Origin of the sequence: Methylophilus sp., from assembly GCF_008015755.1 — a bacterium.
In the GTDB taxonomy this organism is placed as follows: domain Bacteria; phylum Pseudomonadota; class Gammaproteobacteria; order Burkholderiales; family Methylophilaceae; genus Methylophilus.
Window position 1 is genome coordinate 116,407 of record NZ_SSGF01000030.1, and the last position, 20,868, is coordinate 137,274.

Genomic DNA, 20,868 nt, shown 5'->3' on the forward strand with positions numbered 1-20,868 from the left:
TAATTTAGCAAGACGTATTCCAACCTGAGCACCGCCGTGTTCAACTGGTGCAAATAGAGAGAGCAAGACCATGACTATTTGCGAAAAAATAAAAAATAGTCATTAATAATCAATTAGATAATTAATTTTTTACGGACAAAAATAGCGCGGTATCAAGCATTAATACGCCTGATAAACCATGCACGACATCACATTCCGACACAGCCGCATCATCAAAGAGCACCAAAATAGTGCGAGCAAACAGACGCACGCCCCATGAAAAGGCGTTGCGCGGATGGGATCGATTGCGTGTGGTTTAAAGCTCGAGTGTGAGCTGGATTTCACTCTGAGGAACGATCGTTGAATCACGCTTGCGACGCATGCCTCGCGCCACCTTGGGAAAATGGCGTGACCGCCGGGAGGCATGCCGCTGCAACATGGCTTGCATGTCGTCTGGCGGTATTTGCTGGCGAATGGCAAACCAGTCTTGTTTGGCAAGTTGCATGGCTGCGGCAATATCCACCATGGGTGCAGGATAATCCCGGCCGATCACGCAGCCAGTGCGCAACTGCAATTCGGCAGGCATGCGCCAGGGTTCAAAAATCCAGCTATCAGGCACGGCGCGCAATGCAGGCAGCCACTGGCGGACAAAACGCCCAGTGGGGTCTTGCACCAAGGCCTGCTTGACCGGGTGATAGATGCGCAAAGTATTCATGCCGGTGGTGCCGGATTGCATTTGCACCTGCGGCCAATGAATCCCCGGCTCATAATCAATAAAGGTACGCGCCAGATGCAGGCCGCTCTGCCGCCAGGGCAGCCGTAATAAATAGCTGGCCGTGCTCATCAGCATGGCGCGCATACGAAAATTGAGCCAGCCGGTTTGATTGAGCATTTCCATGCAGGCATCGACCAGCGGCCAACCGGTTTGACCCGTCTGCCAGGCCTGCAGCCTGACCAACCGATCCGCGTCGGCTAACGCGCCTTGCAAGGCGTCGAAACCAGGGTAAAAACTCTCAAATTCAATGCCCGGCTCACTTTCTAGCTTTTGCATAAAATGACAATGCCAGTGCAAACGACTCTCAAAGCCATGCAAATTTCGGCGCAAATTTGCATGTTCAGCCGCTTGCGCGCGCTGGCCCGGGTTGCCTGCACCAGCATGCGCAAACTGAGCGCGCCCCAGGCCAAGTAAGGAGACAAACGGCTACAGGCTTGCAACGCACTCAGCGGGCTGGAAAGTCCGCCTTGGTAACGCTGTACACGCTGCTGTAAAAACCCGGACATCACGGTCTCAGCGAGCCCCAGGCCACCAATTTGGCGTTTAGATTGCTCAATACCCGCGACCTTGGGTAGTTGCTCCAAGCCGTGATGAGGCAATTGCGCGCCGACACAGCGCGTGGGTAAGGCCACCAACGGCTGTTGCATGCGCCGCTCCCATTGCGACTGCCACTGCTGGCGGTCGGCCAGCCTTCTCACCACGCCATTTTGCGCCCATTCCTGCCAGACAATGCCCTGTTGCCTACACCAGGCCTGCACTTGCTTATCGATTTGAAACGTCAGGTCATTGCCGGTTTCTTCATGGCTGTATAGCCCGGCCACACCATACTTTTCATGCAACCTTTTTAGTAACAGCAATGGGTCGTGATGATAAACATGCAATTGCAGACCTAAGGTCTGTAGTGCTGCCGCGAGCCCTTGCAAGCACTCACGCACAAACATGGCCTGACTGAGGCTGGCATCGCCTGCCGCCCACACTTGTGGCGCCCAGACAAACATTGGCAATACTTTACCAGCGGCACAGGCGGCAGCAAACGCTGCGTGGTCTTTTACACGCAGGTCACGCTTAAACCACACCACATGCAATGGTTCAAGCGCCATGATGGTGCATCCAGGTCATGATGTCTGCGAGTAAAGGACTATGGCGACGGAATGGCCGGGCAAGCTTGGCGACCAGATCAGCATGGTCGTAATCAGGATAGGTTTTCAGGATGACGTCTCCGCCCTTGGCCTGCACGGCCTGTGCCAGATTGATTGCATTTCTAGGCCAGACGTCGCGGTCTTTCAAGCCTGTCATCAGCAACAGCGGCGGTTGCTGGCCGCTGACAAACCGAATCGGTTGAGACATCCATTCTTGCTCGGGTGGCGCAAAAATAGCGCGCAACCGGTCGGAGGTGAGAGGCAGAAAATCGTAAGGACCCGCCAAGCCTATGCTACCGCGAATAGCGCTGGTTTCCAGCCCGACCGCAGACAAGTACTCCGCATTTAACGAAAGCATCATGGCCAAATGTGCACCGGCAGAATGTCCCATTAAAAACAAACGGGTTGGTGCCCCCTGATAATCCGCAATATGCTGCTTGACCCAGCCCACCACCAATGCCGGGTCTTGCATCAACTGCGGAAACTTCAACTCAGGATAAAGACGATAATCAGCAATGACGACAATCAGGCCCTGTGAGGTTAATGCCTCGGCCACAAATAGATAATCTTGCTTGGCGCCCGAATCCCAGCTTCCGCCGTAAAAAAACACCACGACCGGCAAGGTGCTGGTGCTCGGTTGGCGCGGCTGATAAATATCGAGCCGCTGCCTGGCATGTGGCCCAAACGCAATATCGCGTGTGATCTGCATGCCATCTGTTGGAATCACGGCGTTAAGCACTTTAATGGGTCGGCAAGACGCCAGCAGAAACGCTATCGCACCGGCGATCCAGCTTCGTCGCCCAAGATTAAAAGGTTGCTCACTCATCGCCAAAGATGACCATGCAAGCGGCCCAAAATTCCCTCAAGGCTGTTAAATTTAATGATTAGCGAGAAAGACGCGGTTGCGGCCTTGCTGTTTAGCCGCATAGAGAGCGGCGTCGGCCATTTTCATCAGATGCGCCAAGCCTTGTTGATCACTGAGCTGAGAAGTCGATACCAGCCCAAAGGAGGCCGTGTAGTGAATGTGCTCGCCGTGATCACTCATCACGCTGTGGTCTATTTCTGAGCGCAGGCGCTCAATCACGCGCGCGGCCTCATGCAAATCGGTCATCGGCATCAATATGCCAAACTCCTCGCCACCGAGACGACCAACCATATCACTGGTGCGCAAGGCACTCACGCAACGCAGGCAGAAATTTTGCAAAATAAGGTCACCCGCGTGATGGCCATATTGATCGTTGATTTTTTTAAAATGATCAATGTCGACCATCGCAAACGCAAACACCGAGCCATAGCGCTGGCTACGGCGTATTTCGGATTCAAGCTCGTGAATAAAATGCCGACGATTGGCAATGCCGGTTAAAAAGTCAGTAAACGCAAATTTATCGGCCTCAACATGCAGTTGATAAATGCGCCAGGCGACAAATACGCCAACGACCAAAAACAAGCCCAGTAACAATGCGGCATACATTAAGCCATGCGTCGTATGCTTTTCCAAACGTTGCTGGCTCTCACTTACATACTGGGTGGCGCGCTGATTAGCGGTTTTGAGCACCAGCTCGTTGAGGCGAGCCACCTCGCTAAAGCGCGGAATCCAACGCGTTTCTATCAGGTGATTGGCCTCTGCATAGCGGGCCGTTTTCAGCGCCTGGGAGATCTGATCGCGCACTTGACTGAGCTGTGCCAATGCCTGCTTGAGTTGAGCCACTTGCTGTTGCTCACCAGAGTAACTGTGCGTAATCACAGCAAGCTTTTGCTGCACCAATTGCTCACGCGCCTCAATAAACGCCACCGTCGCCGCCAATTGCAGCCGATCCGCCTGAATCAAGCTGGCATAGAGCAGACTGCCACGAATCTGATACAAATTGGCCTCTAGCGCTAGTGCCGCGTTGGCAACGGCATAAGGCTGCTCGTAGAGCTTACGCGTGGTTTGATGCATCTCACGCATGCTAGAAAAATAAATCCACACAAACAGTACGACACCGACAAAAGCGATCAGAAATCCGGCGACCAGAATATACAACACGGCATGTTTTCGCTGTCTGTTCATAATCCTGTTCTATCTGAATAACGCTTTAAGAAGACTGCAAACGACGACATTACAAATGTGTCTATCAAACCAGCGCTTATTCTGCCAGCAACGTCGTAATGACCGACCACTCTTTGGGATCGACAGGTGTAATCGACAAGCGGTTCCCTTTTTGCAGGGTACGCATATTGGCCAATGCAGGAATGTCGCGCATCTCTTTAAGACTGAGCAGCCTGGTTTTACGTACCAGTTTGACATCGACATTCACCCAGCGTGGATTTTCTGGCGTAGATTTCGGGTCAAAATACTTGTGGCCCTCAACAAATTGAAACTTGTCTGGATAAGCCAACTGACTGACTTCGCAAATACCGACAATGCCAGGCGCATCGCAATTAGAATGGTAAAACAGCACACCATCTCCCACCTTCATTTGATCACGCATGAAATTCCGTGCCTGATAATTGCGCACGCCATACCAGTCTACCGTCTGGTTTGGAAACCCTGCTAAATCATCAATCGAAACGTCCGAGGGCTCGGATTTCATCAACCAGTAACGCGCCATGCCTAAAAACCTTCTTATGAGTCACGAATGCCAGTATCATAAACCAAGTTACAGTTCAGCTGACAATCATGACAAAAAACGTTCTTGGCACCCTCCTCATTCCCTGCAGCATGCGCCCGATCACCGGCTTTTTGCGTGACGGCTGTTGCGGATTTCATCCCGAAGACAGGGGCAGGCATACCGTCTGTGCCGAAATGACAGATGAATTTTTGGCGTTTTCACAGGCGCAAGGCAATGATTTATCAACGCCCAGACCTGAGCATGATTTTCCAGGCCTAAAAGCGGGAAATCGCTGGTGCTTGTGCGCAAGACGCTGGTTAGAAGCCAGCGAGGCTGGCTATGCGCCTCCTGTGATTCTGGAATCCTGTCATGAAAGCTGTCTGGAAGTGGTCAGCCTGGCCGACCTGATGTATCACGCATTGCGCTGAAAAACACTGAAGAATATCAAGAGATGTGCTAAGGGGTTACCTGAGCCTTGATCCTGAACCAAAAAGTTCAGGTGGTAACAGCCTAAGGTACATTAGGTTCGCACGCCAAGGGCGTTTTAAAAAACGTCCCAACTTAGTGCGATCGCACAGCACCTGATGAGCCGAAACCTATAACAAAGACTAGTTCAAGGAATTTTAGACTCAGGCAACGCCTTAGCACACCGTTTTTATGATACGCCATTTAGTAAAAATGACGATGAAAATTTTATGAATTGAAGCGGATTACAATAGTTTGTGCTGGCCGGATAAGACATCATCAATCTGTTGCTGCATGGTAGAGATGCGTTTTTTAACATCGCCGACATCCACACCACCACTGCGCGTATTCAGCAACTCATGCGTAATATTGAGTGCCGCCATAATCGCAATCCGCTCGACGCTGACCATCTTGCCAGCATCGCGAATTTCGCGCATTTTACCATCCAAATAGCCAACGGCCTGCAATAAACTGTCGCGTTCTTCATCGGTGCAGGTCACGCTCAACGCACGACCCATGATCTCAATATCAATTGGATTACTAGCCATGATTAACGACCTTCCTCAGGCAACGCCGACAACAGCCGCTCCAACTGCACACTGGCTTGCGTCATATTGAGCTTGAGTGATTGCGACTCCTGATGCAGCCGCGTGACCTCCTGACGTAACTCAACGTTTTCGTCACGCAATTGGCCGCACAAAGCAATCAGCTTCGTCACACGCTCTTCAAGACTTTTTAAATCAGCATCCATCAGCCCATTATCTTTTAAAAAAATGAGTGTGGTCAATAGCTAAGCGCATTTTTTCAAAGTAAATTAACAAATTCAGCATGCCTGTTGAATAGACGCCGACTGGCAAAAAAGCCAAGTTTAGACTACACTGCTGCCCAGTTGTCAGGTGTCTTTGCTGTGTTAACTGCAGCAAAGGTGAAACTGGGAAACAGGTGCGCGGACCTCCATTCGCAAAGCCTGTGCTGCCCCCGCAACGGTAAGCAAGTGCGGGTCTATCCATATGCCACTGAGTGCACACTCGGGAAGGCGATAGATCAAAACTTGCCAGCCCGGAGACCGGCCTCGCAACCAAATCGTATGGAAATACCGCGGGGTGACGGTGACTCTAAAAAATGGCACTTTTGTTATCTAAAGTGCCTGTCCTACTTTTTTAGTCGTCGACACATCTCCCTGGTTTCCACCTTAAGTTCTGCATACGGGGTCGTATGCATTATCGGAAACAAATATGAACAAAAGAAATATTTTGGGACTCATCGCCCTTTATCCTGCCATCTCCCTGGCTCAAGAGGTTTTTTCTGAAAATATCTCCAATCTCGCTTCACTCTCGCTGGACGAGGTGAGTATAACCGCCGCAAGAATCCCAGTCTCGACCAAAACGGCAACAGGTGACATCACCGTCATCACGCATGACGATATTGAAAAAATGCAAGGCGGCTCTCTGCCTGACTTACTTAGATTACAGCCTGGTTTGCAAATCACTACCAATGGCGGCATGGGAACGGCAAGCAGTGTATTCATACGCGGCACCAATGCCGAGCAACTGGTTGTGCTTGTCGATGGCTTAAGAGTCAACTCAGCGACACTGGGAACGACGGCTTTTGAAAACCTGCCATTGGCGTTAATTGACAGAATCGAAATTCTACGCGGCCCGGCCTCCAGCCTTTATGGTGCTGATGCCATCGGCGGTGTTATCCAGATTTTTACTCGACGCGCGAAAACCCAGCAGACGCTGTTTTATGGCGGTGTCGGTGCAGGCAGTTACGACACATACACCGGCAGCGCGGGCTTCGATAGTCGCTATCAGGCACTACAATTTGGCGCGCAAATAAACAGTTATGACACGAGGGGTATTTCTGCAAAAAAACGGCCACCGCAAGCCATTGACCGAGACCGTGATGGCTATAACAATCTGAGCGGCACTGCTTATGCAGATCTTGAGCTTGCAGAGGGTCACAGCCTGGGTTTACGCTTTATGGAGTCTGACGGGCAAAATCAGTTCGATAATGCCTATCGCAATTACGCCACTACCAACCAACAAGCCTATGCTGCGACGCTGAAAAACCGGCTGACCGAGGATTGGACGAGTACCTTGAAATATGGCATCGGTCGGGAGCGCTCGTTTAGCTTAAACAGTGCGAGCAGCCGCAGTAAGTTCGACTCTGAACAAACTCAGATAACCTGGCAACATGACTACTCACTGTCATTCGGCACATTGACCTTTGCCTATGACAGGCTAGAGCAAGATGTCCTGACCTTTTCTAACGGCACCTCCAGCATAGACAAGACGCGTAACGATGATGGCTTTATGCTTGGCTTCGTTGGCAATCACCAAGCGCATAGCATTCAACTCTCCGCACGTGAAGATCACAACACCCAATATGGCAACTACGTCACTGGCGGCGCAGGATATGGTTACGCCATTTCACCCGAGTGGCAAATTACTGCGCAATATGGATCAGCCTTCCGGGCGCCTACGTTTAACCAATTGTACTTTCCAAGTTTTGGCGACCCGGCCCTGAAACCGGAAAAATCCGATAACGTAGAAACGAGTTTACGCTATCAAACCTCGACCATTCAGGCTAAGTTGACCGTATTTGAAAATCATATCCGCGACCTGATCCAGAATGCAGGCCCTGCAACAGCTGGCTGTAGTTTCGCTGGATTCTGCCCAACCAATGCAGGTAAGGTAGACATTAAAGGCGTCACCGCTGAAAGCAGTATCGTGTTAAATCCTCAGTGGCAACTCACAGGTAACTTGACGATTCAGTCCCCACGTAACGATGATACAGACAACTTGCTGGCGAGAAGAAGTCAGCGTTACGGCAACCTGCAATTGCAATACAAGTCAGGTGCCTGGGATATTGGTACGGAGCTCAATGCCGCCTCACAACGTTATAATGACGCAGAGAACAACTTTAAATTAGGTGGCTATGCCCTGCTGAACGCATCACTCGGTTATAAACTGAATAATCATTGGAAACTGCTGGCTAGAGCCAACAATATCCTGGATAAAGATTATGTGCTGGCCACCACTAAAAGCTCATTCTCCCCAAATGCTCCAGACTACAACACCATGGGCACCAACATATTCGTCAGCCTGAACTACGATATGAAGTAACCCGATAAGGGTGGATTTTGCCCAAGCACAATCGAATTGGGCTAAAATCCACCCCTAGTAATTAACCCCAGTCAATAACCTTAGCAATTCATCTTACATTTTGGAGTCGTTGGCATGCCAAGTAAACTTTCAACCCAATCACTGGCAATCGCATTTGTCATTGCGCTGATGGTCATTGCGACACGCGGTAATCATTTCGCTGCGATCGATTTTTTGCCTAGCGCCTCTTATGCTGCATTTTTAATTGCCGGTTATTACCTGCGCTCAACCATTATGTTTGTTGCCATGCTGGCTTTGTGTGCTGGCCTGGATATGGCAGCCGTGACCTGGGGTGGCGTGAGCAATTTTTGTGTAACGCCTGCCTACGGCTTTTTGTTACCTGCCTATGGCACCATGTGGTTAGCTGGCCGCTGGCTGGCAGACAACACGTCCTGGGCATTTAGCAGCCTGTTTAAATTGACGGGTGTAGTGCTTGCCGCTTCTGCGATTGCGGAGCTGTTCTCCAGTGGTGGCTTCTACTTCTTTGGTGGCCGTTACCCTGACCCTACCTTTGCCGAATTCGTGCCACGTTTAGTGAAATACTTTCCTAAACAACTCGAAGCGATTGCGTTTTGGGTAGTGGTCGCACTGATTGCGCATGTAGTGTTTGGCCTGGCTAAACGCTCTGTCCGCGAAAACGCTTAAGTTCTACACAGCATCATGGAAACCAATGACCGTGACAGCCGCCATAAGGCGCGCATGATCCGCAAAAAAGCGGTCATTGACGAAAAAATCGAGCAGGCCAACCAGGAAAAAGGCCTGCTATTGATTCTCACCGGCAACGGCAAAGGCAAAAGCTCTTCTGCCTTTGGCATGGTGGCTCGCTCCTTAGGCCACAGCATGCGTGTCGGTGTGGCCCAGTTTATCAAAGGCCGGTCAGATACCGGCGAAGAAGCCTTTTTCCGTCAGCATCCGGCAGTGACCTGGCATGTGCTGGGTGAAGGCTTTACTTGGAACACCCAAGACCGCCAGCGTGACACCGAAACGGCGATGCGTGGCTGGCAAATCGTGGCGCAAATGCTGCAAGACCCGACAATCAATCTCGTGGTGCTGGACGAACTCACTTACACCTTTAAATACGGTTACCTGGACGAGCAAATGGTGCTGGACGCCATTGCCAAACGCCCGCCCATGCAGCACGTGGTCATTACTGGCCGCGGTGCTTCTGAGGCATTGCGAAATGCGGCCGACACTGTGTCTGAACTGATGGACGTCAAACACGCCTGGCGCGCAGGCATCAAAGCCCAGGCTGGGATAGACCTGTAATGCAGCAGAAGACAAGCTGCCATGCCATGTTGATGGCAGCCCCGGCTTCTGGCCAGGGCAAGACCATGACCACCGCAGCACTGGCGCGTGCTTACAAAAACCGTGGCCTGCGTGTGCAGGCATTTAAATGCGGGCCGGACTTTATTGATGGCATGATCCTGCAAGTCGCTACCGGAAAACCCGTCTACAACCTCGATCTTGGCATGTGTGGTGAAGCAGACGCGCAGCGACTATTGCATCAGGCTGCCCAGGAAAATGACGTCATTCTGCTTGAAGGCGTGATGGGGCTTTACGATGGCACACCGTCTTGCGCCGATATTGCCGAGCGCTTTGGCATCCCGGTCGCCTTGGTAATTAACGCCAAAGCTATGGCACAGACTTTTGCCGCCATCGCTTACGGGTTATATGCGTTCAGGCCAGCACTGCAACGCGCTGGCGTCATCGCCAACCAGATTGGCAGCGAAGGCCATGCCAATATGATTAAAGCCGCCCTGCCAGCGGATGTACCATGGCTGGGCGCCATGAAACATGACACACAATTGAGTTTGCCAGAACGCCACCTGGGCCTGCATCTGGCGCAGGAAATTAGCGATATTGACCAGCGCATAGAAGCCGCTGCGCAACTACTGGAACCAGAGATTCCATTGCCGCCAACCGTGGATTTTGCGGCACCAGACCCACAAACGATCACGCTATCATTAGCAGGCAAAACCATTGCCGTGGCCAAAGACGCCGCGTTCTGTTTCACCTATCAGGCCAATCTGGATTTGCTGCAAGCATTGGGGGCAACCATCCAGTTTTTTTCGCCCCTGCACGATGCGCAATTGCCTGCGGCAGATGCTTACTGGCTACCGGGCGGTTACCCAGAGTTGCACCTGGACCAACTGCAACACAACCACAGCATGCGCGATGCTTTGCACGCTGCAGCCCAAGCAGGTAAGCCCATATTGGCTGAATGCGGCGGCATGATGGCACTGGGTGAAACCCTGAATGGCCAGCCGGTGTTCGGGCTATTGCCAGGCAAGAGTGAGATTCAACCCAAGCTACAAGGCCTGGGCACGCAACACGCCACGTTTGCAACTGCGGCCGACGACGCGGCAAGCATAGGCGCGCACACCTTTCACTATGGCCGTTTTGACACTGACTTGCCAGTGATTGCACAAGGCAAAGGCAAATACGGCGCGGGCGAAGCGGTTTACCGCCACCAAAGCATCACCGCCAGTTTCCTGCACTTTTACTTCCCGTCCAATCCCACCCTCGCCGCACAATTTTTCCTGTCATGAGTTTTGCTTACGCTGAAGCCGACAAAGCGGCGATATACAAAGTGATTGCCGAGCGGCGCGATATGCGGCATTTTTTGCCCACGCCTATCGCCCCTGAGTTATTGCAGAAGTTATTGCAAGCCGCGCACCACGCACCCAGCGTTGGCCTCATGCAGCCCTGGCGCTTTATCCGCATCAGCGATGTTGCGCTACGCCAAGCCATACACACACTGGTAGATGAAGAACGCAAACGCACTGCACAAGCCATCGGTGAAGTTGAAAACACGGCACGTATGGCCGAGTTTATGCGCCTTAAGGTAGAAGGTATTCTGGATTGTGGTGAGTTGCTAGTGGCGACTTTGTGTGACCAGCGCGAGAAATATGTATTTGGCCGCCGGACATTGCCAGAAATGGACTTGGCCTCAGTCAGCTGTGCCATCCAGAATCTGTGGCTGGCGGCGCGCGCCGAAGGCATAGGCATGGGCTGGGTCAGCCTGTTTGACCCAGAGGCGTTGGCACAATTATTGGGCATGCCAGCCGATGCAAAGCCGGTTGCGATTTTATGCCTGGGCTATGTGAATACCTTTTACAAATCGCCCATGCTGGTAGAGCAAGGCTGGGCCAGCGAAAAACCACTCTCCGACATGTTGATGGAAAACGGCTGGCACAATCACGAGGCACAGCCATGACGCGCTGGCCGCAACGCATCGTTTGCCTGACCACGGAAACGGTGGAGGTGCTTTATCTGCTAGGTGAGCAAGACCGACTGGTCGGCATTTCTGGCTTCACCACCCGCCCAGCCATTGCGCGCAAAGAAAAACCTAAAATCAGCGCCTTTACCAGCGCCAATATCGAAAAAATTCTGGCCCTGCAACCAGACCTGGTGCTGTGTTTCTCCAACTTGCAGGCCGAGATTGCCGCGTCACTGATTAAAGCTGGTTGTCAGGTGCATGTGTTTAACCAGCGCAGCCTGGCCGAAACCTTGCACATGATACTCACCGTTGGTGACTTGGTCGGGGCCAGCAACAACGCTGAGAAACTGGTAGGAACTTACCAGGCACAACTAACTGCCGCGCGCCAGCAAGCCGCAGCTTGGTCACGCAAACCCAAGGTCTATTTTGAAGAATGGGACGAGCCCATGATGTGCAGCATCCGCTGGGCCGCCGAGCTGATTGAAGCCGCAGGCGGCGTCGATTGCTTCCCGCACTTAAGCCAGTTTCACAGCGCACGTGACCGCCAAGTCACGGCCGAGCAGGTATTAGCCGCGCAGCCTGACATCATCATCGGCTCCTGGTGTGGCAAAAAATTCCAGCCAACAAAAGTGGCCGCGCGCGCAGGTTGGCAAGCCATGCCGGCCATACGAGACGGCCATCTTTACGAAATCAAATCCGTCGATATTTTGCAACCCGGCCCAGCGTTGTTTACAGAAGCCCTGCCGCAATTGCAAACCATTATTCAACGCTGGCAACAACAGCATGGGAGTGATTCATGAGCAGCCATTTAATTTTAGGCGGTGCACGTAGCGGCAAAAGTGCTTATGCAGAGCGGCTGGCTTCTGCGCTTGAGTTGCCAGTGACTTACATCGCCACCGCGCAAGTGTATGACGATGAGTTTGCCAAGCGTGTGGCACATCACAAAGAACGCCGCCCCCCTTATTGGGCGCTGGTAGAGGCGCCGTTTAACCTCGGGCAAACATTGCTGGATAACGATGCACCGGATACCTGCTTAATCGTTGATTGTTTAACCTTGTGGTTAGCACAATGCATCTGCCCCGATTGTGACAAACCAGAACGGCTGGACTGGCAGGCCGAAAAGCAGGCCTTGCTGGACGCGTTGCCGCAATTGCAAGCCGCGGTATTTTTAGTCAGCAATGAAGTCGGCATGGGCATCGTGCCGCTAGGTGAAATCAATCGCCAGTTTCAGGATGAGCAAGGCCGCTTAAACCAGCATGTCGCCGCGGTGGCCAATCGAGTCAGTTTTATTGCGGCAGGCTTGCCGTTAACGCTTAAATAACAAGAAACAAAGACCATGAAAAAGTATTGCTTCGCCATCATCGGCTTGGTTGCCTCGTTGGCTGCTCAAGCGCATGTGCCGTTTTTAAAACCCAACCAGTTCAATGTCACACACCACCGCCTGACCATTGAATCCGCATTTACCGAGTTTCCATTCCAGGCCGATTTCGCCATGGACTCGCCCAACTTCACGATCACGGCGCCCAACGGCACTACCTCGGCGATCAAACCGATTGCCAAGACCAAGGCAGCGGTGTATCTGGAGCCAGAATTAAAAGAGGAAGGCACTTATCGTATCAGCACCGGCAAACGCGTTGGCCCGGTGTATAAAGCCGTAGAGACAGCCGATAAAAAACTGTATTTTGCCGCTGACATGAAGCGCGTGACAGGCAAGCCGACCACCATGAATTACTACAGCTATGCAGATACTTATATTTTTAAAGGCCAGCAAAAATACACCGCCAAGCCGTTTAACCAAGGCCTGGAGATTATTCCACTGGCGTCGCCTAATGGCTTGCTGCTGGGGAGTGAACTCAGTTTTCGTGTGCTCGAGAACGGCAAACCGGTGCCGGATGCGCGCATTATCGTGGTGACGGATAACGAGCATTTTGTTAAACACAGAATTGAGGACTTGTACGACCTCGACAACATCAGAACCTCCAACCTTCATGCTAACCAGCAAGGTGAGTTTAGCTTTCATCCGCAAAAAGCCGGGTTGAATTTTCTGTTTGTCACTGTGCATCACCAGCTCAATGAACACTTGTGGGAAAGCCAGAATGCCTCTCTGACACTGCAAGTGAATTTACCACCAGACACCGCAAACAAACCGTAAAATACCTTTTTCAGACACGCACAGGACAGACCATGACAACGACGACTTTTGAACTTAAAGGCGAATATATCGCGCTGTGTGATTTGCTGAAACTGGAAGGCGTGGCCGACAGTGGTGGCCAGGGCAAGTCTATGGTCGCCGAAGGATTGATTAAGGTCGATGGCGCGATTGAGCGCAGAAAAACCGCCAAAATCCGCGCCGGGCAAGTGGTGCAAGCCTTTGAGCAGACGATTAAAGTGGTGGCAGGCTAAACGGGCTTAAACCCCGCTGGCAGATAAGGAGCGAGTGCGGACCAGTTCAGATGCTGGCTCACACTGTTGGCCAATTGCTCCAGACTCTGTTCACGCAATTGCGTGTAATCATAAGCCATCTGGGTAGACAATCCCGCCCATTGCAACCAGGCAGCACAGGCTTGCGGATGATCAAATAAACCATGCACGTAACTGCCCGCGACCTTGCCATCGGCCGACAACGCGCCTTCTGCCTGCGCCGCGATCATATGCACCGGGCGCGCCAATGCGGCGCCGGTACTCACGCCCATATGAATTTCATAGCCGTGCAGCTCTGCTTCGGCAAAGGCCAGCTTGCCAGAAACTTGTTTGAGCTGTTTATGTGCTTCTAGTGTCGTCTCCATCTCCAGCCAGCCTAAGCCAGCACTGCTGCCGGCCTCGCCCTCCAGCGCTAACGGGTCATGCAACTGCTGGCCGAGCATCTGGAAGCCGCCGCAAATCCCCAGCACTTTACCGCCGTAACGCAAATGCCGCGCAATCACAGGCTCCCAGCCATACTCACGCAAAGCCGCCAAATCGCCGCGCACATTTTTGCTGCCGGGCAAAATGATTACATCCGCGGCGGGCACAGGCTCACTCAAGCGCACAAATTGCAAGTCTACTTGCGGATGCAGGCGCAGCGCGTCAAAGTCGGTATGGTTGGCGATATGCGGCAACACGGGTACGACGACCGTTAATTGTGTACCGGTCTTTTTGCTATTCGTCCTGGCCACGGCATCTTCTGCCTCCAGATGCAAATCATGCAGATAGGGCAGCACGCCTAGCACGGGTTTGCCAGTGCGTTGTTCCAGCCAGTCCAGCCCAGGCTGCAGCAAGGCAATATCACCGCGAAACTTGTTAATCACAAAGCCCACCACCCGCGCTTGCTCACTCTCGCTGAGTAAAGCCAAGGTGCCAACCAGGTGTGCAAACACACCGCCTTTATCAATATCGGCCACCAAAATCACCGGACAATCCACCGCCTCGGCAAAGCCCATATTGGCAATATCGTTGGCGCGCAGATTGATTTCGGCCGGGCTGCCTGCGCCCTCAACCACCACGCAGCCATACTGCTGTTGCAGACGCTGGTAAGATTGCAGCACCGCCTGCATGGCGGTTTTTTTATAGTCGTGGTAAGTACTTGCTTCCTGGTTACCCACCACCTGGCCGTGAATAATCACCTGGCAGCCGGTATCTGAATTCGGCTTGAGCAACACCGGGTTCATATCGGTATGTGGCGGCAATCCGCACGCCATTGCCTGCACTGCTTGCGCCCGGCCAATCTCACCGCCATCAGCGGTCACGGCGGCATTGAGCGCCATGTTTTGCGGCTTGAATGGCGCTACCTTCACCCCGCTGCGGTACAATACGCGGCACAACCCGGCCACCAGCGTACTTTTACCGGCATCCGACGTGGTGCCCTGAACCATTAATGTTTTCACTGCCTGTTTATCCATCACTCGATTATCTCACACTCGCCATGCTTGCCTGTGGCGCGGTGCTACTTGATGGCTGGCTGGGCGAACCCAGGCGCTGGCATCCGCTAGTCGGCTTTGGCTGGCTGGTGACGCAACTTGAAAAACGCCTGAATCCTCCCAGCCAACAGCCACACGCTCGCCAACGTCTCACTGGTGCCTTGGGGGTGGTCTTACTCGTGCTGCCGCCTATCTTGCTGATCATCTACGCCATGCAGCGATCCATGTGGCTAGCGCTAGCCTTGCATATCTATTTACTATACTTTGCCATCGGCCACCGCAGCCTGCGCCAGCATGGATTGGCAGTCTATACCGCTTTGCAACATGGCCAGTTTCAGCTAGCACAGCTGGCGACTTCTTATATGGTCAGCCGCGATGTAGAGGCGATAGAACCCGTCAGTGCAACCATTGAGTCAGTGCTGGAAAACGGTAGCGATAGTGTGTTTGGTGCCTTGTTCTGGTTTTTTATTTTCGGCGGGCCAGGCGCATTGGCTTACCGTCTGGTGAACACGCTGGACGCCATGTGGGGTTATAAAACACCGCGTTATTTTTACTATGGCTGGGCGGCCGCGCGGCTGGACGATGTGCTGAATTATGTGCCCGCCAGACTGACGGCGCTCACCTATGCATTACTCGGACAAACTCGGCTGGCATGGCAAGCCTGGCGGCAACAGGCACCGTTATGGGATAGCCCGAATGCAGGCCCGGTAATGGCTGCCGGAGCAGGCGCGCTGAATGTGCAATTGGGCGGACGTGCCCGCTATCACGGTGAGTGGCATGAGCGCCCGCGCCTGGGCACCGACATTGCGCCCACCAAAGAGGATATTCCCCGCGCGTTGCAATTGGTAAGTAATGGCATCCTGAGTTGGCTAGCGCTTGCGGTACTGCTTGGAGCGATCACTTATGCTTGAGCATGGCGGCAATTTGCAGCAGACCGCGCAACAATACGGCAGGCCACTGGCAGACTGGCTGGATGTTTCTACCGGCATTAATCCGCAACACTACCCGATTCCGGCCTTGACGCCTGCGCTGTTTCAACGCCTGCCACCAGTGACTGATACGCTGCATGCAGCGGCACGCGCCTACTACGGCTGCCAGCATGTGTTGGCTTGCGCGGGCTCGCAAGCGGCCTTGCAAGTGCTACCTACTTTACGCGCGCCTTGCAGTGTGGCGATGCCGCGCACCATGTACCAGGAACACGCACATGCCTGGCAGCGTGCCGGGCATCACGTGCAATTTTTCGATCAGATGCTGGATGACCATCTGTTAAAAAATACCGATGTATTACTGCTATGCAACCCCAACAATCCCACCGGGCAGTTATACCCAACCAATACACTCTTAGGCTGGCATGCACAACTGGCCGCACGCGGCGGCTGGCTGGTGGTAGACGAAGCGTTTATGGATACCACGCCAGCACATAGCCTTGCCAGTCATAGTGGGCAGGCTGGCTTATGGGTATTACGTTCGCTGGGCAAGTTTTTCGGCCTGGCCGGGCTACGGGTAGGCTTTCTGCTTGGAGAGCCACAAGCATTGACGCAAGTAGAGTCATTGCTAGGTCCATGGACGATCACCGGGCCAAGTCAATTGATCGCCAGTCAGGCGCTGGCCGACCATGACTGGCAACAGCAAATGCGGGCGCAACTGCCACTACAATCCGGGCAATTGGCACAACTACTCAGCCAGCATGGGCTCACGCCTACGGGTGGTACAGATTTATTCCAGTATGTGCTGCACCCTGCCAGCCACGCATTGCAGCAGGCATTGGCCAAAGAAGGGGTATGGACGCGTTATTTTGCCTCACCGCAAGCGCTGCGGTTTGGCTTACCGCCCGCGAATGACTGGCCTCGATTGGCGCAAGCGCTCAGGCAGGCGACGCACCATTTAAACCATTAACCGCTGCAACCACCGCCGCCATGTCATGGCTATGTGACGCATCACTGGCACGCAAACCTTGTAGCACACCCTGTTGATTCTCGAGTGGCTGATTCTGGCTCACCTTCCACTTACCCGTCAGTTGCGTGATGTCAATTTCAATGCCCACCACTGCCTGCATGAGTTTATCGATAAACCCCGCGGGCGAATCCTCGAGTTGCCATGGTTGTTCAAATGCCGCTTCCTGTTGCGCCGTCAGTGCTGCCAGATGTGATCGCAACCAATGGGCATCTTCTATCAGCCGCAGTGTGCCACGCACATGCACCACCACATAATTCCAGGTCGGCACCACCCTGCCAGTTTGGGCTTTAGTGGCGTACCACGACGGCGTCACATACGCATGCGGGCCATGAAAAACTGCCATGACTTCATGCCCTGTCTGCACGGCTTGCCATAAGGGGTTTGCACGCGCCAGGTGACCGCTCAATACACCTGCAGCGTTCAAATGCAGCGGCAGGTGATTAATCTCGATACCAGTGGCAGTCGCAACCACTAAAGTGGCAAACGGATAAGCCCGCATCAGCGCGTGCAGCGCAGCCGTATTGGGAGCAGAAAAGTGTTTTGGCGTATACATCGTGTATCTCTAGTGTTAGCGATTAGCCGGCTGCAGTGGCAGCAATTGCCCTCTGACCAGCACCATGGCTTGTTGCGTGTTTTGTTGCGGTGTCGTAGCGGCATCACAGACTGCCATAGCCTGCAGGTTGCTCAGGCATATCACTTGATGGTCGGCCTCCACAAGGTGATCATTCACCGTCCTCTTCTGGCTATTTAACATCAGCGGCAAAGCCATCATCACCAACAGTGCCAGCGCAACTAAAGATTTCATCGGGGCTATCCTTAAAATATAAATCGCATACTATCGCCTCACACATGTACACTACATGTACAGTTAACCCATCAATCAAAGATACTGTACAGGTCTATACACCATGCCAGTTAAGCAAGCACTCATCACGATTAACCCGCAAGACAGCGTGCCATTGGTCGAGCAAATTGTCACCGGTATCAAGCAGCTCACCGAGCAACGCGTGTTGCGCACCGGCACGCGCCTGCCCTCTATCCGCGACTTTGCGCTGCAACATGGCATCAGCCGCTTTACGGTAGTAGACGCCTATGACCGGCTGGTAGCGCTGGGTTATTTGCTGTCGCGCCGTGGCTCAGGCTTTTATGTGGCGCCGCTCAACAAGCCTGAAGAAAGCGTTGCAAGCACCTCTTATTTAGACCGAGCCGACGATGTGTTATGGCTGTTGCATAACACTTTCAGGGATGTGCCAGATGCCATCCGACCTGGCTGTGGCTGGTTGCCCAAAGACTGGCTGGATGAAAAGGTGATTCAAAAAAGCCTGAATGAATTATCACGAAAATCGGGGTATTTTTTAACTGGCTATGGCGATGTAAGTGGGTACTTACCATTGCGACAGCAATTGGCACAAAAGAACCTGGCTGACATTGGCATCCATGCTGAGGCGCAACATATCCTGATGACCAATGGCGCGTCACATGGCCTGGATTTAGTCGCACGGTTGTTTATTAAACCAGGGGATGTGGTGCTGGTGGACGACCCCGGTTATTACACCTTGTTTGGTTTGCTCAAATCCATGGGGGCCCGCATCATGGGAGTACCACGGTTATTCAATGGCCCCGATGTCAGCGCCTTGCAGCAGCTACTTCAAGCACACAGACCCAAGCTGTTTTTCACCAACACCGTATTGCATAACCCGACAGGCACCAGCACCAGCCTGGCGGTGGCACACCAGATCTTACAACTGGCAGAAAAATACGGTTTATATGTTGTCGAAGATGACATTTACGGCGACTTTCATCCGCAAAACGCCCCCCGGCTAGCCGCGCTGGATCAACTCAATCGTGTCATCTACGTCAGCAGTTACTCTAAAACCATCTCGGCTAGTTTGCGCGTCGGTTTTATTGCCTGCCAGGCTGAGCTCGCCAGTCGCTTACTCGACCTCAAACTGCTCACCGGCCTCACCAGCTCAGAAATTAACCAGCGCGTGATGTATCAAATTCTGGTGGAGGGTCGATATCGCAAGCATATGGAGAAAGTGCGTAACCGGCTGGAACTGAAAAGGACACAGGTGATACGCGCGCTGGAGGCATGTGGTTTGAGTATTCATACCGAGCCTGCCGGTGGCATGTTTGTTTGGGCAAAACTCGCCAACGACAAACATGCTGCAGAAGTGGCCAGCGAGGCCTCGCGGCAGAACATCATGCTGGCACCCGGCAACCTGTTCAGGCCTTATCAGGAGCCGTCGCCATGGCTACGTTTTAACGTCGCCCACTGTGACAATGACAAGGTGTTTGAGTTATTAAGAAAAACCTAGCGATTCACAAACTCAATTTTCGGAATCGCCCCTGATAAATCCAACCGTGTCAGGCTAGCGTAATCGACGTGAAACCTAAATAGGCCTTTGAGTGGCATATTCAGCACGTGCGCGATGAGGGCACGTATCATGCCGCCGTGCGTGACTACCAGCAGGTGCTGGCCGGCATGGCGCGCATGCACCTCCTGCAAAAAGTCCACACCGCGTTGCTGCAAACCAGCAAAGGTTTCACCATTGGGCGGCGCCAGTTCGGCATAATTCTGCGCCCACACATCAAACAATTCACGTGGAATATCGTTCCACGATTGCATTTCCCAATCGCCAAAATGCAGTTCTTTCAGGCGTTCGTCGTGCGTGATGCCGTCGAAGCCCAGCGCATGCGCCAGTTTGCTGCAGCGTTGCAGCGGGCTGGCATAGACCGCATCAATTTGTTCGTGAATCAGCTTCTGCTTGAGTTGTGATAACTCACTGGCAAAATTAACCGAGACATCAATATCACTCTGGCCATAGCAAATGCCCTCGGCGATTTGCAAACTGGTATGGCGGACTAAGGTCAGTTTCATGCTAAATGTTCCCAGGCCAATAACCCTAAGTAAAAGGCCAGCTCAGTTAATTGTTGCGTTGCACCCAAGGTGTCGCCGGTGTAGCCCTGCAAATGGCGCAGAATCAGGCGACGCCACCATCCCCAGATAGCCAGCACAGGCAACCCAGTGATCAGGGCAAAGCGCATCGTGCTCAGCGCAGAATGATTCACGCCCAGCATCAGGCAAAAGCCCAGCCAACACACCAGGCCAAAGGCAGTTGCGCACCAGAGATCCTGCGTTGAAAGTGTGGTCGCCAGAGGTTTGGACTTACCGGCAAAACGCACATAGCGAGCGGTGGCCATGATGTACACTGCGGCCAATCTGCTAAGGGCATGCGCGGAGATCAGCGCAAACGGCAAGATGGCAGGCGTGAGCGCGGATAAAACCTGAAATTTGAACAGCAACATGCCCACCAGCGCAATCGCGCCATAACTACCGAGACGTGAATCCTGCATGATCTCCAGCTTGCGCGCGCGATCCATGCCACCACCGAGACCATCAGCGCTATCCGCCAGGCCATCTTCATGAAATGCGCCAGTCAGGTAAATGGTCGCCGCCATACTGCATAACACGGCCAAGGCCGGCGGAAATACCCAGCTCGCCAACCACCAAACGATGGCGGCCAGCAGGCCAATCAACAAGCCGACCAGCGGAAAATATCTGGCGGCATGATTAAGGTCTGACTCTTGAAAGTCTGCCACCGCAGGCACCGGCAGTCGTGTGAAAAAACCAACCGCCAGCACAAAATAGCGCCATTGCAGCGTCACTATTGTGCGCC

25 protein-coding genes and 1 riboswitch are annotated in these 20,868 nt (G+C 53.1%); of the genes, 13 read left to right on the top strand and 12 right to left on the bottom strand.

Annotated elements, in window-relative coordinates; all coding sequences use genetic code 11:
- Positions 1-295: 295 nt before the first annotated feature.
- From E6Q52_RS11555 to E6Q52_RS11575, 5 genes are all read right to left on the bottom strand, one after another.
- The gene (locus E6Q52_RS11555) at positions 296-1,030 is read right to left on the bottom strand and encodes an FAD-binding domain-containing protein (protein WP_292822174.1); all 735 of its coding nucleotides are present in this window, start codon (positions 1,028-1,030) and stop codon (positions 296-298) included.
- Complete coding sequence (locus E6Q52_RS11560) at positions 1,018-1,854, bottom strand: deoxyribodipyrimidine photo-lyase (protein ID WP_292822176.1); 837 nt, start codon at positions 1,852-1,854, stop codon at positions 1,018-1,020. The genes E6Q52_RS11555 and E6Q52_RS11560 overlap by 13 nt, the downstream gene beginning before the upstream one ends.
- Positions 1,844-2,719, bottom strand: a complete 876-nt coding sequence (locus tag E6Q52_RS11565; RefSeq protein ID WP_292822178.1) for an alpha/beta hydrolase — start codon at positions 2,717-2,719, stop codon at positions 1,844-1,846. The genes E6Q52_RS11560 and E6Q52_RS11565 overlap by 11 nt, the downstream gene beginning before the upstream one ends.
- A 51-nt stretch (positions 2,720-2,770) precedes the next feature.
- Positions 2,771-3,943, bottom strand: coding sequence for a diguanylate cyclase (locus E6Q52_RS11570; protein ID WP_292822180.1), 1,173 nt, complete (start codon positions 3,941-3,943; stop codon positions 2,771-2,773).
- A gap of 76 nt (positions 3,944-4,019) precedes the next feature.
- Positions 4,020-4,484 carry an EVE domain-containing protein gene (locus E6Q52_RS11575; protein ID WP_292822182.1) on the bottom strand — a complete coding sequence of 155 codons (465 nt, stop codon included), beginning with the start codon at positions 4,482-4,484 and terminating at the stop codon, positions 4,020-4,022.
- 68 nt (positions 4,485-4,552) lie between these two features.
- Here E6Q52_RS11575 and E6Q52_RS11580 point away from each other — a divergent pair, with 68 nt between their 5' ends.
- On the top strand, positions 4,553-4,912 hold the full coding sequence (locus E6Q52_RS11580) for a DUF2237 domain-containing protein (RefSeq protein ID WP_292822184.1): 360 nt from the start codon (positions 4,553-4,555) through the stop codon (positions 4,910-4,912).
- 282 nt (positions 4,913-5,194) lie between these two features.
- On the opposite strand, the gene E6Q52_RS11585 is transcribed toward E6Q52_RS11580, so the two are convergent.
- Both E6Q52_RS11585 and E6Q52_RS11590 read right to left on the bottom strand, forming a co-directional pair.
- Entirely contained in the window at positions 5,195-5,497 is a 303-nt protein-coding gene (locus E6Q52_RS11585; RefSeq protein ID WP_194740282.1) for a cell division protein ZapA, read from the bottom strand.
- Positions 5,498-5,499: 2 nt separating this feature from the next.
- Positions 5,500-5,736, bottom strand: coding sequence for a hypothetical protein (locus E6Q52_RS11590; protein ID WP_019881108.1), 237 nt, complete (start codon positions 5,734-5,736; stop codon positions 5,500-5,502).
- A 90-nt stretch (positions 5,737-5,826) separates the two neighbouring features.
- A riboswitch (cobalamin riboswitch) is annotated at positions 5,827-6,039 on the top strand.
- A gap of 145 nt (positions 6,040-6,184) precedes the next feature.
- On the opposite strand from E6Q52_RS11590, the gene E6Q52_RS11595 reads away from it, so the two are divergent.
- The 9 genes from E6Q52_RS11595 to E6Q52_RS11635 all read left to right on the top strand — a co-directional run bounded on the left by E6Q52_RS11595 (position 6,185) and on the right by E6Q52_RS11635 (position 13,739).
- Complete coding sequence (locus E6Q52_RS11595) at positions 6,185-8,077, top strand: TonB-dependent receptor (RefSeq protein WP_292822187.1); 1,893 nt, start codon at positions 6,185-6,187, stop codon at positions 8,075-8,077.
- 114 nt (positions 8,078-8,191) lie between these two features.
- Complete coding sequence (locus E6Q52_RS11600; RefSeq protein ID WP_292822189.1) at positions 8,192-8,761, top strand: hypothetical protein; 570 nt, start codon at positions 8,192-8,194, stop codon at positions 8,759-8,761.
- 15 nt (positions 8,762-8,776) lie between these two features.
- On the top strand, positions 8,777-9,382 hold the full coding sequence (cobO, locus tag E6Q52_RS11605; RefSeq protein ID WP_292822191.1) for a cob(I)yrinic acid a,c-diamide adenosyltransferase: 606 nt from the start codon (positions 8,777-8,779) through the stop codon (positions 9,380-9,382).
- Positions 9,382-10,665 carry a cobyrinate a,c-diamide synthase gene (locus E6Q52_RS11610; protein WP_292822193.1) on the top strand — a complete coding sequence of 428 codons (1,284 nt, stop codon included), beginning with the start codon at positions 9,382-9,384 and terminating at the stop codon, positions 10,663-10,665. Before cobO ends, E6Q52_RS11610 begins: the two co-directional genes overlap by 1 nt.
- Positions 10,662-11,333 carry a 5,6-dimethylbenzimidazole synthase gene (gene bluB / locus E6Q52_RS11615; protein WP_292822195.1) on the top strand — a complete coding sequence of 224 codons (672 nt, stop codon included), beginning with the start codon at positions 10,662-10,664 and terminating at the stop codon, positions 11,331-11,333. Before E6Q52_RS11610 ends, bluB begins: the two co-directional genes overlap by 4 nt.
- Positions 11,330-12,136: a cobalamin-binding protein gene (locus tag E6Q52_RS11620; RefSeq protein ID WP_292822197.1), complete on the top strand. Its 807-nt coding sequence runs from the start codon at positions 11,330-11,332 to the stop codon at positions 12,134-12,136. The genes bluB and E6Q52_RS11620 overlap by 4 nt, the downstream gene beginning before the upstream one ends.
- Complete coding sequence (gene cobU, locus E6Q52_RS11625) at positions 12,133-12,657, top strand: bifunctional adenosylcobinamide kinase/adenosylcobinamide-phosphate guanylyltransferase (RefSeq protein WP_292822199.1); 525 nt, start codon at positions 12,133-12,135, stop codon at positions 12,655-12,657. The genes E6Q52_RS11620 and cobU overlap by 4 nt, the downstream gene beginning before the upstream one ends.
- A 15-nt stretch (positions 12,658-12,672) precedes the next feature.
- A complete protein-coding gene (locus tag E6Q52_RS11630) occupies positions 12,673-13,488 on the top strand; it encodes a DUF4198 domain-containing protein (protein WP_292822201.1) in 816 nt (271 codons plus the stop codon).
- Between the two features lie 32 nt (positions 13,489-13,520).
- Positions 13,521-13,739, top strand: a complete 219-nt coding sequence (locus E6Q52_RS11635; RefSeq protein ID WP_292822202.1) for an RNA-binding S4 domain-containing protein — start codon at positions 13,521-13,523, stop codon at positions 13,737-13,739.
- Here the strand turns inward: E6Q52_RS11635 and E6Q52_RS11640 are convergent.
- Positions 13,736-15,187, bottom strand: coding sequence for a cobyric acid synthase (locus E6Q52_RS11640; RefSeq protein ID WP_292822241.1), 1,452 nt, complete (start codon positions 15,185-15,187; stop codon positions 13,736-13,738). The two genes, E6Q52_RS11635 and E6Q52_RS11640, sit on opposite strands and share 4 nt — an antisense overlap.
- A 2-nt stretch (positions 15,188-15,189) precedes the next feature.
- Between E6Q52_RS11640 and cbiB the strand changes: the two genes are divergently transcribed.
- Together cbiB and cobD are read left to right on the top strand one after the other, a co-directional pair.
- Positions 15,190-16,143 (top strand): adenosylcobinamide-phosphate synthase CbiB, encoded by a 954-nt coding sequence (gene cbiB, locus E6Q52_RS11645; protein ID WP_292822204.1) that lies wholly within the window; start codon positions 15,190-15,192, stop codon positions 16,141-16,143.
- A complete protein-coding gene (gene cobD, locus E6Q52_RS11650) occupies positions 16,136-17,128 on the top strand; it encodes a threonine-phosphate decarboxylase CobD (RefSeq protein WP_292822206.1) in 993 nt (330 codons plus the stop codon). The genes cbiB and cobD overlap by 8 nt, the downstream gene beginning before the upstream one ends.
- Here the strand turns inward: cobD and E6Q52_RS11655 are convergent.
- Both E6Q52_RS11655 and E6Q52_RS11660 read right to left on the bottom strand, forming a co-directional pair.
- A complete protein-coding gene (locus E6Q52_RS11655) occupies positions 17,097-17,741 on the bottom strand; it encodes an FMN-binding negative transcriptional regulator (RefSeq protein ID WP_292822208.1) in 645 nt (214 codons plus the stop codon). The genes cobD and E6Q52_RS11655 overlap by 32 nt on opposite strands.
- A 15-nt stretch (positions 17,742-17,756) precedes the next feature.
- Positions 17,757-17,993: a hypothetical protein gene (locus tag E6Q52_RS11660; RefSeq protein WP_292822210.1), complete on the bottom strand. Its 237-nt coding sequence runs from the start codon at positions 17,991-17,993 to the stop codon at positions 17,757-17,759.
- A 103-nt stretch (positions 17,994-18,096) separates the two neighbouring features.
- Here E6Q52_RS11660 and E6Q52_RS11665 point away from each other — a divergent pair, with 103 nt between their 5' ends.
- Complete coding sequence (locus tag E6Q52_RS11665; protein WP_292822212.1) at positions 18,097-19,506, top strand: PLP-dependent aminotransferase family protein; 1,410 nt, start codon at positions 18,097-18,099, stop codon at positions 19,504-19,506.
- Here E6Q52_RS11665 and cobC read toward each other — a convergent pair.
- On the bottom strand, positions 19,503-20,069 hold the full coding sequence (gene cobC / locus E6Q52_RS11670) for an alpha-ribazole phosphatase (RefSeq protein WP_292822214.1): 567 nt from the start codon (positions 20,067-20,069) through the stop codon (positions 19,503-19,505). The two genes, E6Q52_RS11665 and cobC, sit on opposite strands and share 4 nt — an antisense overlap.
- On the bottom strand, positions 20,066-20,857 hold the full coding sequence (locus tag E6Q52_RS11675) for an adenosylcobinamide-GDP ribazoletransferase (RefSeq protein ID WP_292822216.1): 792 nt from the start codon (positions 20,855-20,857) through the stop codon (positions 20,066-20,068). Before E6Q52_RS11675 ends, cobC begins: the two co-directional genes overlap by 4 nt.
- Positions 20,858-20,868: the final 11 nt, after the last annotated feature.

Coding starts and splice junctions, on each gene's coding strand:
- E6Q52_RS11640 (WP_292822241.1), bottom strand. CDS start 15,187: ATGGTTCAGGGCACCACGTCGGATGCCGGTAAAAGTACGCTGGTGGCC.
- E6Q52_RS11585 (WP_194740282.1), bottom strand. CDS start 5,497: ATGGCTAGTAATCCAATTGATATTGAGATCATGGGTCGTGCGTTGAGC.
- E6Q52_RS11610 (WP_292822193.1), top strand. CDS start 9,382: ATGCAGCAGAAGACAAGCTGCCATGCCATGTTGATGGCAGCCCCGGCT.
- E6Q52_RS11595 (WP_292822187.1), top strand. CDS start 6,185: ATGAACAAAAGAAATATTTTGGGACTCATCGCCCTTTATCCTGCCATC.
- E6Q52_RS11555 (WP_292822174.1), bottom strand. CDS start 1,030: ATGCAAAAGCTAGAAAGTGAGCCGGGCATTGAATTTGAGAGTTTTTAC.
- E6Q52_RS11620 (WP_292822197.1), top strand. CDS start 11,330: ATGACGCGCTGGCCGCAACGCATCGTTTGCCTGACCACGGAAACGGTG.
- E6Q52_RS11630 (WP_292822201.1), top strand. CDS start 12,673: ATGAAAAAGTATTGCTTCGCCATCATCGGCTTGGTTGCCTCGTTGGCT.
- E6Q52_RS11660 (WP_292822210.1), bottom strand. CDS start 17,993: ATGAAATCTTTAGTTGCGCTGGCACTGTTGGTGATGATGGCTTTGCCG.
- E6Q52_RS11560 (WP_292822176.1), bottom strand. CDS start 1,854: ATGGCGCTTGAACCATTGCATGTGGTGTGGTTTAAGCGTGACCTGCGT.
- E6Q52_RS11575 (WP_292822182.1), bottom strand. CDS start 4,484: ATGGCGCGTTACTGGTTGATGAAATCCGAGCCCTCGGACGTTTCGATT.
- E6Q52_RS11665 (WP_292822212.1), top strand. CDS start 18,097: ATGCCAGTTAAGCAAGCACTCATCACGATTAACCCGCAAGACAGCGTG.
- E6Q52_RS11655 (WP_292822208.1), bottom strand. CDS start 17,741: ATGTATACGCCAAAACACTTTTCTGCTCCCAATACGGCTGCGCTGCAC.
- cobD (WP_292822206.1), top strand. CDS start 16,136: ATGCTTGAGCATGGCGGCAATTTGCAGCAGACCGCGCAACAATACGGC.
- E6Q52_RS11600 (WP_292822189.1), top strand. CDS start 8,192: ATGCCAAGTAAACTTTCAACCCAATCACTGGCAATCGCATTTGTCATT.
- cobO (WP_292822191.1), top strand. CDS start 8,777: ATGGAAACCAATGACCGTGACAGCCGCCATAAGGCGCGCATGATCCGC.
- cbiB (WP_292822204.1), top strand. CDS start 15,190: ATGTTTTCACTGCCTGTTTATCCATCACTCGATTATCTCACACTCGCC.
- E6Q52_RS11565 (WP_292822178.1), bottom strand. CDS start 2,719: ATGAGTGAGCAACCTTTTAATCTTGGGCGACGAAGCTGGATCGCCGGT.
- E6Q52_RS11570 (WP_292822180.1), bottom strand. CDS start 3,943: ATGAACAGACAGCGAAAACATGCCGTGTTGTATATTCTGGTCGCCGGA.
- bluB (WP_292822195.1), top strand. CDS start 10,662: ATGAGTTTTGCTTACGCTGAAGCCGACAAAGCGGCGATATACAAAGTG.
- E6Q52_RS11580 (WP_292822184.1), top strand. CDS start 4,553: ATGACAAAAAACGTTCTTGGCACCCTCCTCATTCCCTGCAGCATGCGC.
- E6Q52_RS11635 (WP_292822202.1), top strand. CDS start 13,521: ATGACAACGACGACTTTTGAACTTAAAGGCGAATATATCGCGCTGTGT.
- cobC (WP_292822214.1), bottom strand. CDS start 20,069: ATGAAACTGACCTTAGTCCGCCATACCAGTTTGCAAATCGCCGAGGGC.
- cobU (WP_292822199.1), top strand. CDS start 12,133: ATGAGCAGCCATTTAATTTTAGGCGGTGCACGTAGCGGCAAAAGTGCT.